12 protein-coding genes are annotated in these 14565 nt (G+C 62.5%); 9 read left to right on the top strand and 3 right to left on the bottom strand.

Translation table 11 applies throughout. From position 1 onward, the window contains the following. The first annotated feature begins 4 nt into the window (after window positions 1-4). Both ACZ7GB_RS05095 and ACZ7GB_RS05090 read left to right on the top strand, forming a co-directional pair. On the top strand, window positions 5-1174 hold the full coding sequence (locus ACZ7GB_RS05095) for an FIST N-terminal domain-containing protein (RefSeq protein WP_078545503.1): 1170 nt from the start codon (window positions 5-7) through the stop codon (window positions 1172-1174). Beyond that, on the top strand, window positions 1171-3393 hold the full coding sequence (locus tag ACZ7GB_RS05090; RefSeq protein ID WP_472157853.1) for a hybrid sensor histidine kinase/response regulator: 2223 nt from the start codon (window positions 1171-1173) through the stop codon (window positions 3391-3393). The genes ACZ7GB_RS05095 and ACZ7GB_RS05090 overlap by 4 nt, the downstream gene beginning before the upstream one ends. Window positions 3394-3471: 78 nt before the next feature. On the opposite strand, the gene ACZ7GB_RS05085 is transcribed toward ACZ7GB_RS05090, so the two are convergent. From ACZ7GB_RS05085 to denD, 3 genes are read right to left on the bottom strand one after another with little or no spacing between them, the layout of a single operon-like run. Next, window positions 3472-5247 carry an IlvD/Edd family dehydratase gene (locus ACZ7GB_RS05085; protein WP_472157852.1) on the bottom strand — a complete coding sequence of 592 codons (1776 nt, stop codon included), beginning with the start codon at window positions 5245-5247 and terminating at the stop codon, window positions 3472-3474. After that, on the bottom strand, window positions 5244-6146 hold the full coding sequence (locus ACZ7GB_RS05080) for an NAD(P)-dependent oxidoreductase (RefSeq protein WP_472157851.1): 903 nt from the start codon (window positions 6144-6146) through the stop codon (window positions 5244-5246). Before ACZ7GB_RS05080 ends, ACZ7GB_RS05085 begins: the two co-directional genes overlap by 4 nt. Next, on the bottom strand, window positions 6143-7126 hold the full coding sequence (gene denD, locus ACZ7GB_RS05075) for a D-erythronate dehydrogenase (protein ID WP_472157850.1): 984 nt from the start codon (window positions 7124-7126) through the stop codon (window positions 6143-6145). The genes ACZ7GB_RS05080 and denD overlap by 4 nt, the downstream gene beginning before the upstream one ends. Window positions 7127-7280: 154 nt before the next feature. On the opposite strand from denD, the gene ACZ7GB_RS05070 reads away from it, so the two are divergent. From ACZ7GB_RS05070 to ACZ7GB_RS05040, 7 genes are all read left to right on the top strand, one after another. Then, the gene (locus tag ACZ7GB_RS05070; protein WP_472157849.1) at window positions 7281-8699 is read left to right on the top strand and encodes an FAD-binding oxidoreductase; all 1419 of its coding nucleotides are present in this window, start codon (window positions 7281-7283) and stop codon (window positions 8697-8699) included. Between the two features lie 29 nt (window positions 8700-8728). After that, on the top strand, window positions 8729-9445 hold the full coding sequence (locus ACZ7GB_RS05065) for a FadR/GntR family transcriptional regulator (protein WP_472157848.1): 717 nt from the start codon (window positions 8729-8731) through the stop codon (window positions 9443-9445). A 141-nt stretch (window positions 9446-9586) separates the two neighbouring features. Continuing rightward, window positions 9587-10744: a fumarylacetoacetate hydrolase family protein gene (locus tag ACZ7GB_RS05060; protein WP_472157847.1), complete on the top strand. Its 1158-nt coding sequence runs from the start codon at window positions 9587-9589 to the stop codon at window positions 10742-10744. A gap of 4 nt (window positions 10745-10748) precedes the next feature. Further along, window positions 10749-11285, top strand: coding sequence for a TRAP transporter small permease (locus ACZ7GB_RS05055; RefSeq protein WP_078601893.1), 537 nt, complete (start codon window positions 10749-10751; stop codon window positions 11283-11285). Further along, complete coding sequence (locus tag ACZ7GB_RS05050; protein WP_078545521.1) at window positions 11282-12559, top strand: TRAP transporter large permease; 1278 nt, start codon at window positions 11282-11284, stop codon at window positions 12557-12559. Before ACZ7GB_RS05055 ends, ACZ7GB_RS05050 begins: the two co-directional genes overlap by 4 nt. Window positions 12560-12609: 50 nt before the next feature. Next, window positions 12610-13638, top strand: a complete 1029-nt coding sequence (locus ACZ7GB_RS05045) for a TRAP transporter substrate-binding protein (protein ID WP_078545523.1) — start codon at window positions 12610-12612, stop codon at window positions 13636-13638. A gap of 119 nt (window positions 13639-13757) precedes the next feature. Then, entirely contained in the window at window positions 13758-14519 is a 762-nt protein-coding gene (locus tag ACZ7GB_RS05040; protein ID WP_078601892.1) for an SDR family oxidoreductase, read from the top strand. Window positions 14520-14565: the final 46 nt, after the last annotated feature.

Here is a 14565-nt window from a genome sequence, read left to right as displayed (position 1 = left end):
AGATATGCTGGATATTCACGACTCGCGCGCCGGCCCAGGCTGTCCGCGCTCTGCCTATGCGCCTGCGCAGGCGCCGGATTCACTGCGCCGGATCGCGGAAGATCTGGGTGAAGGCCCGTTTGCTCAGGTTTTTCTCTTCGTTGATCCCGGCGCCGATCTCGACAGTCTCGTGCAAGAAGGTCGCGCGCTCTTCCCTGGCGCTGAAGTCGTAGGCTGCACCACTGCCGGAGAGATCACCGGGAACGGCTACGATGAAGGCCAGATAGTGGGCTTCGCGCTACCGGTGAAGGGATTTTCCACTGAGACTTTGATCATCGAAGATCTAGACCGGCTTGATACGAAAGCGCTGGTGTCCGAGCTGTTGCGCGCCCGGCAAAGCCTCGGGCGTCTCGCGTTCGAGCGGGCGAATGAATTCGCGATCCTGTTGGTTGACGGCCTTTCGGGGCAGGAGGACCAGCTGGTTTCCGCACTGTCCGGTGGGCTCGGGCCGGTGCCAGTGTTCGGGGGGTCGGCGGGGGACGGCAACAAGTTCGAGCGTGCCGAGTTGTTTGCCCGCGGACGGCGTTTCGAGAATGCAGGAATCCTGACGCTTGTCCGTTCCGCCTGCGAGGTGAAGCTGTTTTCATTTAACCACTTGCAGCCCACCTCCTCGCGAATGGTGGTGACAATGGCCGATCCCGGCGCGCGTTCGGTGCTGCGGATCAATGACGAACCGGCAGCCCGCGAATACGCGAGGCTGCTGGGGCTCAGCGTCGCCGACCTTTCGCCGACAGTCTTTGCCGCGAACCCGATCCTCGTGCGCGTCGGCGGGCGTTATCACGCGCGTTCGATCCAGCAAGTCGGGCCGGGAGAATCGCTGATATTCTTCGCCGCGATCGATGCCGGCTTGGTCCTGACCCTGGGCCGCCCTGACGATATCTCCGCTCATTTGGCGCGCGAACTTGACGCGCTCTCGGCCAGTCGCAGACCTTCGGCCGTGCTGGGATTTGATTGCATCTTTCGCCGCTTCGAAGCTGAGGGCAAGCAATGCGCCCGCGCTGTTTCCGATACGCTGGCGCGCCATGGCGTGGTCGGTTTTTCGACCTATGGCGAACAGATCGGCGCAATGCATGTGAACCAGACCATGACTGGCGTGGCTTTCTTCCCGCCTGAACCATCGGGGATGGAGCCATGAGGCAGTCCCTGGCCGTTTCGCTGCTCGATCCCGGCGATACGTTGGAGCGTCAGAACGCGAAACTTCTGACCATCGCTGAGGCGCTGATCCAACATTCCGAGGAGATGAACGAGGACCGGGGAGCCGCCTTCGCCCAGTTCCAGCGCGCCGCAATGCTCGAAGAACAGGTCCGCGCGCGCACGCGTGATCTGGAACGGGCGCTCGATCTTCTCAACGTTTCGAATGCGCGATTGGCCGATGCGAACCGCGAGACCGAAACCGCGCGGCAAAACCTCGCCGCGGCGATCGAGACCGTGCAGGATGGGTTTGCGCTATTCGACGCCCAGGACGTGCTCGTGATGGCCAATTCGCGTTTCAACGCGCTTCTTGATGACGTGCGTGACGAGATCGTGCCGGGGATGCAGTTTGACGACTACCTCGAACTCGTGGCGGGATCGACGCATCTGCACATGTCCGACGGGATGAGCCGTGGCGACTGGATCGCAATGCGCCGCGCGCGCCATGCCGAGCACCACTTCATTTTGAACCAGCGGATGGGGGACGACCGCTGGATGCAAGTCAGCGAACATCGCACGCATGATGGCGGGACGGTTATCTTGCAGACGGAGGTGACGGATCTGATCCGCGCCGAAAGGGAGAAACGGGGGCGGCTCCTCGACGATCAGGCGAAAATCCTGCGCGCGACGCTGGAGCACCTGAAACTCGGCGTCTGCATTTTCGACTCGCGGTTGCAGCTTCTGGGCTGGAACGCGCGGCTTGGCGAATTTCTTCTTCTGCCGCGCAACCGGCTGCGCGAAGGGATGCATTTCGACGCGATCCTGGAACAGGTTCGCGACCAGTTCACCTTTCCCAACGGGCTCTCTGCGCATCGTCTCGGGGATTGGGTGCGGCGTGCGCTGCGCCGCGACCAGTTCGAGGTCGAGGTGACGCGGGAGGGCGGCAAGGTCTTCGAGATCTTTGCGCAGGAATTGCCTGACGGTGGCTTTGTCATGTCGCTCTCCGATGTCTCGGCGGAGCGGCACGCGATCGAAGGGCTGAGCCGCGTGAACGAGACGCTGGAGGCGCGCGTGACCGAGCGCACGCTGGAGTTGGAGGATGCGCTTGCCAGTGCCGAACGCGCCAACGCATCGCGCGCCCGGTTCGTGGCCGCCGCAAGCCACGACCTTCTCCAACCCTTGTCGGCAGCAAAACTCTATCTCGCATCGCTGGGCGAAGAGAAAACGTCAGATATCGCAGCGAGAACCGTCGAGAAGGCACAAAACGCACTCTTGTCGGTGGAAGGCATTCTCGGCGCATTGCTCGATATTTCTCGGCTGGAATCGGGCCACGTCTCGGTCGATCTGGGGCCCGTTGCGCTGGGCCCGATATTCGCGGCGCTGCGCGATGAATTCGCCATGCATGCCCGTCTCAAGGGGCTCGATTTCCGTATCGTGTCGACTGACGCTGTCGTTGTCTCGGATCGCGCTTATCTACGGCGAATTCTGCAGAATCTGATTTCGAATGCGATCCGTTACACAGAGACCGGCGGCGTATTGATGGCTTTGCGCCACCGCCGAGATGAGCTTGTGATCGAAGTGCGCGATAGCGGCCCGGGGATTGCAGAAGATGATCAGGATAAAATCTTCCACGAATTCCATCGCCTGAACGCGAAGGCGTCCGCGTCGGAAGGCATGGGGCTGGGGCTCGCGATCGTGGAACGTGCTGCAGCGGTCCTGGGGCACCCGCTGACGCTGCGCTCGGCACCGAGGCGCGGTTCAACCTTCACTTTGGGCCTGAAGCCCGCGCTTGGAGGGACAGCACGGGCCGAAAATGACGTGGTGACACCGGTGCGCGACCCCGAGGGTGGCGATATCGTCGTGTTGCTGGTCGAGAACGACGCGGATCTCTCACGCGCGATGACACAACTTCTCGAGAAATGGGGAGCGACGGTTCTCGATGTCGATAGCGGCGAAGCGGGGCTGGAACTTCTCGAGGCAACGGGGCTAGAGCCGGACGCCTGCCTTATCGACTATCAACTCGGCGATGGAATGGATGGACTGCAGCTGATTGCCGCCTTGCGTCAAAAGATCGGCTCCGTTCCGATGCGCTTGGTTACTGCGGATCGTTCAGAAGAGTTGCGCAAGATGGCTGCGGCAGCGCAGGTCGAGATGCTCACCAAGCCAGTGCCGACTTCGCAGTTGGCGGCGTTTCTCTTCGGATCTCAGCGCCGCGCAGGCTGAGCGTCGCCGCGCTCGGTTGCATGGGCCAAAGGCTTCAAAAGAGTCTGTATTGGCCCATGCATGGGGCGTTCCTGCGCCTCAGTGATTGTGCCGCGGCAGTCTCTTCGCAAGCTGACGGAACTGCTCGGCGTCGCGAATCGTCGCACCGTCGGCCATCTGCGTGACGGTCTCGCGGTAGAGCTTCTGCCACGGGGTCGCTGCCTCGGGGATCGGCGGCAGGTCGCCAGCCTTGCGCGCTGCCAGTTCGTCGTCGGCAACGAGCATGTCGCAGCGCCCGGTGTTCAGATCGATCCGGATCGTATCGCCCGTGCGCAGCCATGCCAGCCCGCCGCCCGCCGCGCTCTCGGGTGAGGCGTTCAGGATCGAGGGGCTGTCCGAGGTGCCTGATTGTCGCCCGTCACCGATCGTCGGCAGGCTGGTTATGCCGCGTTTCAGCAAGCGATCCGGCGGCTGCATGTTCACCACTTCCGCAGAGCCCGGCCAGCCGAGCGGACCCGCCCCCCGGATCACGAGGATCGAGGATTCGTCGATCTCGAGTGCGGGGTCGTTGATGCGGGCATGATAGTCTTCCGAGCCGTCGAAGACGAAGGCCGTGCCCTCGAGAATTCCCTCGCGGCCCGGCTCACTGAGATAACGCTCGCGGAACTCCGGCGAAATCACCGAGGTTTTCAGGATCGCGAAGTCGAAGAGATTGCCAGAGAGGACATAGAAGCCCGCGCGCTCCATCATCGGCTCCTCGAAACGGTAGATCACCTCGCGATCGGTGCTCTCGTGCCCGTCTAAGTTCTCCGCCATGCTGTGACCGGTGACGGTGGGACAATCGCCGTTCAGCTGTCCCGCCTGCAGTAGTTCCCACAGGATCGCAGGGACACCGCCCGCGCGGTGGAACCGTTCGCCCAGATATTTCCCGGCGGGCTGCACATTGGCCAGCAGCGGGATGTCGTAGCCATGCGTTTGCCAGTCCGACGGATCGAGCGTCACGCCCGCATGTTTCGCCATTGCCATGATATGCGGCTGGGCATTAGTCGAGCCGCCGATCGCCGCGTTCAGTTTGATCGCGTTCAGGAAGGCCTCGCGGGTAAGGATGTTCGAGGGCCGGATGTCCTCGTGGACCAGTTCAACGGCACGTCGCCCGGTGCGATAGGCCATCTGGCCGCGGGCGCGATAGGCTGCCGGTATCGCCGCACAGCCGGTGAGCGACATACCCAGCGCCTCCGCGATGGCGTTCATGGTAGAGGCCGTGCCCATCGTGTTGCAGTGGCCAATTGAGGGCGCGCTGTCGAGCGCGGTTTCGAGAAACTCGTCGCGGGTGATTTCGCCCGCGGCGTATTTGCGGCGTGAACGCCAGATCACCGTGCCCGAGCCCACGAGTTCTCCCTCGTGCCAGCCGTCGAGCATCGGCCCGCCGGACAGAACGATCGCGGGTAGGTCGACCGTCGCCGCGGCCATCAGGGCCGACGGGGTGGTCTTGTCGCAACCCGTGGTCAGCACGACACCGTCGAACGGGTAGCCGTAAAGCAGTTCGACAAGACCCAGATAGGCGAGGTTGCGATCGAGCGCGGCGGTCGGACGCTTGCAGTTCTCAAAGAGCGTATGCGTCGGGAATTCGATCGGGATGCCGCCTGCATCGCGGATCCCGTCGCGCACGCGCTTGGCGAGATCCAGATGGTGGCGGTTGCATGGGTTCAGGTCGCTGCCCGACTGGGCGATCCCGATGATCGGCTTGCCCGCGCGCAACTCTTCAGGCGTCGTGCCGTAATTCATGAAGCGTTCGAGATAAAGCGCAGTCAGGTCGGCATGATCGGGATTGTCGAACCAGTCTTGCGAGCGCAGGCGGCGTTCGGTTTTGGTCATGATCTTTCCTCGAGAAGGGACACGCTGTTGAGCGTCTCAAGATGAAGCAGCAGCCCGGAATGATCGACGTCGCCGTTTCCAGCGGCGACGAAGGCCTCGTAGGCCGCACGCACGGTATCGGTCAGCGGGAGCTCGAGATGGTTCGCGTTCGCAAGCGTCTCGACGCCGCGAAGGTCTTTCAGCTGCAGTCGCGACGGGCCGCCTAGGGTGAAATCGCGGGCGATCATCCGCGCGCCATGCAGTTCGAGGATGCGGCTTTCGGCAAAGCCACCGCGGATCGCGTCGCGGAATCTCGCGGGATCTGCGCCGCCCGCTCTCACGAGGACCATCGCCTCGGCGACCGCGCCGATGGTGACCGCGACGATCTGCTGATTGGCCAGTTTGCAGACCTGACCGGCGCCCGCAGGGCCGACATGGGTCATGCGCCCAAGTGGTTCGAGCACGGGCGCGATCCGCGCGATCGTCTCTTTCGGCCCACCCGCCATCAAAGCGAGCGTTCCGCTCTCGGCGCCCGCAGTGCCGCCCGAGACAGGGCAGTCGATCTGCGTCACGCCAAGCTCTTCGAGCCGGGCGGCATGATCGCGCGCCACATCCGGCGCGATCGACGAGGTGTCGATCAGCACGCTGCCCGGGCGCAGGGCTTCGGCTGTGCCTTGCGCAAACAGCACGTCGGCCACCGCTGCGCCATCAGAAAGCATGGTGAAGGTGATATCCGCCTTCGCGACGGCCTCGGCGGGGCTCCCCGCCTGCTCGGCCCCGGCGGCGACCAGCGCGCGGGCCTTTTCGGCAGCGCGGTTCCATACGGTGACGGGATAGCCCGCCCCGAGGAGGCGCCGAACCATCGGCGCCCCCATTAGACCTGTGCCCAGAAAAGCAATATTGGGGAGCTGCTGTGTCACGCGGCACCTTCCAGTTCATCCTCGATATGCGCTTGGATGATCGCGTCAAAGCTGTCTTCCGAGGTGAAGCCGAGTTGGCGGGCGCGGGTCGCGTCGAAGCCTGCGGCCCAGCTCTCGCACATCTTGGTGATCATCGCGTCTGGCTCGCGCCGGATCAGGGCGACAGCCTTTTGTCCTGCAACTCGGCGCAAGGCTTCGATCTGTTCGCCGACTGTGGCGCTGACACCCGGCATCGAAAGGTTGCGGCGCGGCCCGACCTCATCCAGATCGATATCGGCTGCGTGCAGCATGAAACCCACTGCCGAGCGCGGCGAGGTGTGCCAGTGCCGGATCGTCTCGGGCACCGGAAGCACGGCTTCCTGACCCACCAGGGGTTCGCGCAGGATGTTCGAGAAGAAGCCTGACGCTGCGGCATTCGGTTCGCCCGGACGGATGCAGATCGTGGGCAGGCGGATGCCGATCCCGTCGAAGAAACCATGGCGCGAATAGTCCGACAGCAGTAATTCGCAGATCGCCTTCTGGGTGCCGTAGCTGGTCAGGGGCGTCGCGTGGAACTCGTCGGGGATCGGATAGGGCAGGGGCGCGCCCACCACCGCGATGGAAGAGGCGAAGACCACCCGCGGACGATAGCCATCGGCGAGGTTCGCGTGACGGATTGCCTCGAAGAGTGCGCGGCTGCCGTCGAGATTGATCCGGTAGCCCTTTTCGAAATCTTTCTCGGCCTCGCCCGAAACGATCGCGGCTAGGTGGAAGATCACATCAGGCCGCGCGGCGATCAGTTTCTCTGCCGTGCCTGCTTCGGACAGGTCGGCTTGAAGGCAATCGGTGGTGCCTGAGTATCCCTCCGGCGTTTCCGGGGCGATTACGTCGACCAGCGACAGGTGGTCGACCGCTTTGCCCTGAAGCGGCGCTCCTCGGACGATTCGATCGGTGAGTTTTCGGCCAACCATTCCCGCCGCGCCGACAATGAGTGCGTGCATAACGTGTCTCCTCCCTGAGAAATTCGCAGTCCAGCATCAAAGATGTTGTAATGTTGTCTGATAACCAGATATATGCGGGATGCAAATCATTTTTGTCCAGCTGGTCGAGATGGGGCGACGGGTGAGCACGAAGAACAAGAGTGGGGGGATAGGCATGCAGAAAGGTGAGGCAGCGGAGGAACTTTGCACGATGCTGGGCGGCGACATGGTCTCGACCGATGCCGAGCTGATCGCGCGCCATTGCCAGGACTGGCACGGCGACATCACCAGTTCTGCCATTGCGCTTTTGCGACCGCGGAGCACCGAAGACGTATCCCGCGCCGTGCGAGCCTGTGCAAAGCTCGGGCTCGGTGTTGTGCCACAGGGGGGGCGTAGCGGACTTGCTCTGGGCGCGGTGCCCGATGCGCCTGAGTCTCAGGTCGTGTTGTCGCTCGAGCGTATGGACCGGGTCCGCAGCCTGAGCGCAGAGGATTTCACGGCGGTTGTCGAATCTGGCGTCGTGCTCGAGACGTTCAAAGAAGAAGTGGCCGAGGCCGGTCTCTACTTCCCGCTCGCGCTCGGCGCGCAAGGCACCTGCCAGATCGGTGGCAATGTCTCGACCAATGCGGGCGGGGTGAACGTCCTGCGCTATGGGATGACGCGCGAGCTGGTGCTCGGGCTTGAGGTCGTCCTGCCGGACGGTCGCGTGCTCGATCGGCTCAGTCGGCTGCGCAAGGATAATCGCGGGATCGATCTCAAGCAGCTTTTCATCGGAGCCGAAGGGGTGCTGGGCATCGTCACGGCCGTGTCCTTCAAGCTGATGCCCGCACCCGACCAAGTCTCGACCGCGTTGCTGGCGCTCGACTCACTAGAAGACGCGATCGAGCTTTACCGTCTCGCGCGTCGCCAGTGCTGTGACCTGATGTCGGCCTTCGAATTCCTGCCCGCCGAGGCATTCACGCTCGCACGCGAGGGTATTCCCGATCTTTCGCTGCCGCTTGAGCCCGCACATCGCGCCTATGCGCTGGTTGAGCTTTCGGGATCGGGTCTCGTCGATATCGAGGCTCTTCTTTCTCAATTCCTCGAACTGGCGATGGAAGAGGGGCTCGTGCGCGACGGCGTGGTCGCGCAGTCGAAAGCTCAGGCGCGGAATATCTGGCTGGTGCGTGAGGGGATGAACGAGGGGCAGGCGCGGCGCGGAAAACATCTGCGCACGGATCTCTCGGTGCCGCTTTCAGAACTGGCTGCGTTCGTCGCTGAGGCCGAGGCGGCAGTCGGAGAAGCCTTGCCCGGGGCGGTCTGCGTCTCCTACGGTCACGTGGGGGATGGCAATGTGCATCTGAACGTGCTGCCAGACCCGGAGGGCATGGAGGCGCTCGATCAGCAGATTTTTCGAGCTAAAACAGTTCTCAACGGGGTCCTGGATCGCTATGACGGTTCGATCAGCGCAGAGCACGGGGTCGGACGTCTCAAGAAGGCCGACTTCGCCGCGCGCGCGTCTTCGGTTCAGCATGATCTGCTGGGGCGGATCAAGCGGGCGATCGATCCAAATTTGACGATGAACCCCGGGTGTCTGATCGACCTCGAAAGTTGACGGACTTGGGACGAGATGAGGAATGAGTGATGGATAATGAGTTCGAGCAGATTGCCCGCACGGATCACCTGCCAACGCGGATCGCCACGCAGTTCGCCAAGCGGATTTATGATGGCGTGCTGAAAGCCGGTGACAAGCTGCCGACAGAGCATGCGATGTCCAAGACCTTCGGCGTGAGCCGCACCGTCGTGCGCGAAGCGATTGCGCAACTGCGCAACGAGGGGCTGGTCGAGACGCGACAGGGTGTCGGTGCCTTCGTGGTGGAGCGCAAAGCACGCCAGATCCGTCTCGAGGACGGCAAGAAGATGGACCGGCACGCCTTCAACGATCTCTATCAGGTGCGCGTGCCGCTGGAGATGGAAGCGGCTGCACTCGCAGCAGTGCATCACACCGAGGCCCAGATGGCGGCGCTCGACGCCGCGATGATGGGGCTGTCGGGTATTCGTGATTGGGGCAAGTCGGGCGTCACTGCCGATCTCGATTTCCACCGCATCATTGCCGAGGCGACGGGCAATGACTATTTCGTGCAATTCGTCACCGCGATCTCGGAGCGGATCAGCCATGTCATTACGATCGCGCGCGCCGAGGGGCAGCTCGACGATGTGATCGCGTGGACGATCGAAGAGCACGGGGCGATTTGCGAGGCCATTCGAGCGCGTAATCCCGCCGCGGCACGGGCCGCGATGCAGCGCCATCTGGTCAACTCCGCGGAACGTGTCGGCCTGCAGTTCGAATTCGTCGAGTAAGCTGAGCATCACATACGCTTGAGCCGCATAGGCGGCGCAGAATAGGGGTTGTATTTTAGGTTGTAGTGTTGTCTGACATCATATGTCAGTGCAGTATGAGGAGATACTGCGCCCGACAACATGGAGGGGGAATTGGCACCTATGCTCAATTTGGAAACGGGCCGTATTTTGCCCGAGGATGACGCACGCGCCCTGCTGGTCGGCCGGGTCTGGTCGAAGGCGGAAGGCGGGCCCTGCGTAACCGTTCTGCGCAACGGAATCCTGCACGATCTTACGCATATCGCAGCGACGGTTTCCGGGCTTCTGGAGCGCGACGATTTGCACGCAATTCTGCGGAGCGACGATCTGCCGGTGCTCGGCTCACTAAAGGATTTTCTGTCCGGGGCGGCCGGTCATCTCTTGGCCCCGATCGATCTTCAGGCGGTGAAGGCCGCGGGCGTCACCTTCGCTGAAAGTATGCTGGAGCGCGTGATCGAAGAACGCGCCGGCGGCGACCTTCAGGCCGCGCAGGACATTCGCGCCAAGCTTGCTCCGGTGATCGGTGAGAACCTGCACGATATCTCTGCCGGATCGGAAGCCGCTGCGAAAGTGAAGGCACTGCTGCAGGAGATGGGCCTCTGGTCGCAATATCTCGAGGTCGGCATTGGTCCGGACGCAGAGATCTTCACGAAGGCCCAGCCCATGTCATCTGTCGGATGCGGTGCCGAGATCGGCATCCACCCGATTTCGGACTGGAATAATCCCGAGCCCGAGATTGTGCTGGCGATCCGCTCGGATGGCACGATCCTCGGTGCGACGTTGGGCAATGACGTGAACCTGCGCGACGTCGAAGGCCGCTCGGCGCTCCTGCTCGGCAAGGCCAAGGATAACAACGCCTCCTGCGCGATCGGGCCATTCCTGCGGATTTTCGACGACCATTTCACGCTCGCCGATGTCGAGACCGCGGTCGTCACTCTGCGCGTGCGCGGCACCGACGGGTTCGAGATGGCGGGTGAGAGCCGCATGGAGGCGATCAGCCGGTCGCCCGCCGAGCTCGCCCGGCAGATGCTCAATCGCAGCCACCAATATCCCGACGGCGCGGTCCTGTTCCTCGGCACGCTTTTCGCGCCGGTGCAGGATCGCCGTGCGCCGGGGCAGGGCTTCACCCACGAGACCGGCGACGAGGTCGAGATTGCTTCGCCGCGGCTCGGGGCTCTGGTGAACCGCGTCGCTCGCTGTGATGCCTGTCCCGAATGGGTCTTTGGCAGCCGCGCGCTGATTGCCAACCTGGTCGCCCGCGGCCTCGGCGACAGGGTGTAAGCGGATGCAGAAACTTATCGCACTCTTCTACCGTGGCCTCGACATCCTGCTGGCGCTTTTGCTCGCCGGGATGGCTCTGATGGTCTTTCTCAATGTCATCCTGCGCTACGCGTTCGATAGCGGCATTGCCGTCTCGGAGGAAATGTCGCGCTTTTTCTTCGTCTGGCTGACCTTCATCGGCGCCGTCGTCGCACACCATCACCATATGCATATGGGCATGGAGACGGTGGTCGCGGCCTTCGGTCGTCGCGGACGCATGGTCCTGATGGGGCTGAGCGAGATCGTGATCATCGGCTGTTCGGCGGTGCTCTTTATCGGCACATGGAAGCAGCTGCCGATCAACATGACGATGGGCGCTCCGGTAACGATGATGCCGATGGGCTTTGTCTACGGCACCGGGCTGTTCACGGGTGCCGGGATCATCCTCATCTCGCTCGAGCGGCTCTTCCGGTTGCTGACCGGTCGGATGAGCGACGCCGAGTTCGCCCGCTTCGCAGGCCAACATCATGACGCTGAAGATATCGAGGGGCGTGCATCATGACCCTCGTTGTCTTTCTTGTCGCGCTCATCGGCGCCATGGCCATCGGGGTTCCTGTTGCCTTCGCTCTGATCTTCTGTGGCATCGCGCTGATGGAATATCTGGGGATGTTCAACACCCAGATCATCGCCCAGAATATGGCGATCGGGGCGAATACCTTCACCCTTCTCGCGATCCCGTTCTTCATTCTCGCAGGCGAACTGATGAATGCCGGCGGGCTCTCGCGCCGGATCATCGACTTCGCGATCGCCTGCGTCGGGCATATCCGCGGCGGTCTGGGCATCGTCGCCATCATGGCGGCGGTGATCCTCGCCTCGATCTCTGGCTCGGCTGCCGCCGATAGTGCCGCACTCGCTGCGATCTTGCTGCCGATGATGAGCCGCGCCGGCTATGACGTGCCGCGTTCCGCCGGCCTGATCGCCGCAGGTGGCGTGATCGCGCCGGTCATCCCGCCCTCGATGGCCTTCATTATCTTCGGCGTCGCGAGCAACCTTTCGATCTCCAAGCTGTTCATGGCTGGCATCGCACCTGGTGTCCTGATGGGGACCGTGCTGATCGTCACTTGGCTCTTCGTTGCCCGGAAGGACAAGGCCGAGACGTTGCCGCGTGCCAGCTGGGGCGAGAAAGGCCGGGCAGGGATGCGCGCAATCTGGGCGCTTGGCATGCCGGTGATCATTCTCGGCGGTATCAAGTTCGGTGTCGTCACCCCGACCGAGGCTGCGGTGATCGCGACCTTCTATGCGCTCTTCGTCGGGCTCTTCGTCTATCGCGAACTCACCTTGAAGTCCCTGCCGGGCGTGTTCATCGCGGCAGGTCGCACAACGGCGGCGATCATGTTCCTTGTCTGTGCCGCGCTGGTCTCGGCTTGGCTCATCACGATGGCGAATATCCCCGCCGAGCTCGGCAGCATCATCGAACCGCTGATCGAGCATCCGAAGCTGCTCATGGCCTTCATCATGGTGCTGATTATTATGGTCGGCACCGCCCTCGATCTCACGCCGACGATCCTGATCCTGACCCCGGTGCTCTTGCCGCTGGTGCAGAAGGCGGGGATCGATCCGATCTACTTCGGTGTGATGTTCATCATGAACTGCTGCATCGGACTTCTGACGCCGCCTGTCGGTGTCGTCCTCAACGTGGTCAGCGGGGTCGGGAGGATCCCCCTTGGCCGTGTGATCATCGGTGTCTGGCCCTTCCTCGTGGCCGAGATCCTGGTGCTCTTCGTTCTCGTGGCCTTTCCGCAGATCGTGCTCGTTCCGGCACATTGGTTCTACTGACCGGTCACGGGTCAACATTTGCCAACGTTAATTTCCAAAGGGAGGAAACAATGAAAACCAAGGCAATTAAAGCAGCGCTTCTGCTTGGCACGATGGTAGCGGTCGCAAGCCCTGCCGCAGCCGAATTCCACGACCGCACGATCCGGATTTCCAACGGTGTCGCCGAGAACCACCCGGTGCATAATGGCGTCGATGCGATGCAGCAGTGTCTTGACGACAAGACCGGCGGCAAGATGAAGCTTCAGGCTTACTGGAGCGGTTCGCTTGGCGGCGACCTTCAGGCGACCCAGGCGCTTCGCTCGGGCACGCTCGACGCGGTGGTGACCTCGTCCTCGCCGCTTGTCGGGATCGAACCAGCGCTCGGTGTGTTTGATCTGCCGTTCCTGTTCCAGACCAACGAGGAAGCCTACGCCGTCATGGATGGCGATTTCGGCAAGTTCCTGAATGACAAGCTGGCCGACAAAGGGCTGGTCAACCTCGCCTATTGGGAGAACGGGTTCCGTAACGTGTCGAACTCGAAGCGTCCGATCACCAAGTGGGAAGACCTCAAGGGCATCAAGATCCGCGTGATGCAGAACAATATCTTCCTTGACACCTTCGACAATCTCGGTGCCAACGCGACGCCGATGGCCTTCGGCGAAGTGTTCTCTGCACTGGAGACCGGCGCGATCGATGCACAGGAAAACCCCTATGTCACGATCGACACTTCGAAGTTCTACGAAGTGCAGAAATATATCAGCGAGACGAAGCACGCGTATACGCCCTTCCTCTTCCTGTTCTCGAAGCCGATCTTCGATACGTTCGATCCCGACGAACAGGATGCGCTGCGCACCTGTGCAGTCAAGGGCGGCTCAGTCGAGCGCAACGTGATCCAGGATCTCAACAAGAAATCGCTCGAGAAGATGGAAAAGGCCGGGATCAAGTTCAACAAAGTCTCGCCTGAAGAGCTGGCTCGCATGCGTGAGAAGTCGCAGGTCGTCTACGACAAGCACCGCGACGAAATCGGTGGCGACGTCATCGATCGGGTGCAGAAGACGATCGACGGGCTTCGCTCCGAGAAGAAAGCGAGCAGCAACTGAGGCTGCGTAATGTAGTCTCAAGCTGATCCGCCCATTCCCTCGGGCGGATCAAGAGGCGGGCCATGTCCTCCGGCCCGCCTCTCCCTTTTTGGTCACGACACGGACACGAGGATAGGGCGATGAACACATTCGATCTCTCAGGCAAAACCGCACTGGTCACCGGCTCGTCTCGCGGTCTGGGCAGAACCTTCGCGGAGGCGCTGGCGGCCGCGGGCGCGCACGTGGTGCTCAACGGGCTTGATGCCGCACGGCTCGAGCAGACTCGAAAGGAAATGATCGAACAAGGCTACGACGTGAGCGCCGCGGCCTTCGACGTCTCCGACGAGGCCGCCGTGCGCGCGGCGTTCGAGAGGCTCGACGCGGAGGGGCGCACCCCGGACATTCTGGTGAACAATGCCGGTATCCAGTTGCGCCGTCCGATGTTGGAACTGAGCGCGGCGGACTGGCAGCGCGTGCTCGATACCAACCTGACCTCTGCATTCCTTTGTGGCCGCGAAGCAGCTTCGCGGATGATCGCGAAAGGGGGCGGCAAGATCATCAATATCGGCTCGCTGATGAGCGACCTCGCCCGCGTCACGGTCGCGCCCTACACGGTCGCCAAAGGGGGCGTCAAAATGCTGACGCGGTCGATGGCGGCGGAGTGGGCCGGCTCGAACATTCAAGCGAACGCCATCGGACCCGGCTACATGATGACCGACATGACGCGCCCGCTTCAGGAAGATCAGGATTTCGACAGCTGGGTCCGCGGGCGCACACCCGCCGGGCGCTGGGGAAAGCCCGAGGAATTGCAGGGCGCGGTGGTATTTCTCGCCTCGTCGGCCTCGGATTTCGTGAACGGACAAATCCTCTACATCGACGGCGGCATGACGGCGGTTCTTTGAAACCGCGCGCATTGAACGAAGGGTCTCTGCGACGCCGTTCTGCGTC

It is taken from the genome of Thioclava sp. PTB-PU3-1 (genome assembly GCF_055666785.1).
Note: the sequence above shows the minus strand (reverse complement) of the source record. Positions and strands in the feature narration are given on the sequence as shown.

What these genes read in the sequence shown, in the direction of transcription:
- ACZ7GB_RS05050 (WP_078545521.1), top strand. Translation starts at nt 11,282, where the DNA reads ATGACCCTCGTTGTCTTTCTTGTCGCGCTCATCGGCGCCATGGCCATC.
- ACZ7GB_RS05090 (WP_472157853.1), top strand. Translation starts at nt 1,171, where the DNA reads ATGAGGCAGTCCCTGGCCGTTTCGCTGCTCGATCCCGGCGATACGTTG.
- ACZ7GB_RS05055 (WP_078601893.1), top strand. Translation starts at nt 10,749, where the DNA reads ATGCAGAAACTTATCGCACTCTTCTACCGTGGCCTCGACATCCTGCTG.
- ACZ7GB_RS05045 (WP_078545523.1), top strand. Translation starts at nt 12,610, where the DNA reads ATGAAAACCAAGGCAATTAAAGCAGCGCTTCTGCTTGGCACGATGGTA.
- ACZ7GB_RS05065 (WP_472157848.1), top strand. Translation starts at nt 8,729, where the DNA reads ATGGATAATGAGTTCGAGCAGATTGCCCGCACGGATCACCTGCCAACG.
- ACZ7GB_RS05095 (WP_078545503.1), top strand. Translation starts at nt 5, where the DNA reads ATGCTGGATATTCACGACTCGCGCGCCGGCCCAGGCTGTCCGCGCTCT.
- ACZ7GB_RS05085 (WP_472157852.1), bottom strand. Translation starts at nt 5,247, where the DNA reads ATGACCAAAACCGAACGCCGCCTGCGCTCGCAAGACTGGTTCGACAAT.
- ACZ7GB_RS05070 (WP_472157849.1), top strand. Translation starts at nt 7,281, where the DNA reads ATGCAGAAAGGTGAGGCAGCGGAGGAACTTTGCACGATGCTGGGCGGC.
- ACZ7GB_RS05060 (WP_472157847.1), top strand. Translation starts at nt 9,587, where the DNA reads ATGCTCAATTTGGAAACGGGCCGTATTTTGCCCGAGGATGACGCACGC.
- denD (WP_472157850.1), bottom strand. Translation starts at nt 7,126, where the DNA reads ATGCACGCACTCATTGTCGGCGCGGCGGGAATGGTTGGCCGAAAACTC.
- ACZ7GB_RS05040 (WP_078601892.1), top strand. Translation starts at nt 13,758, where the DNA reads ATGAACACATTCGATCTCTCAGGCAAAACCGCACTGGTCACCGGCTCG.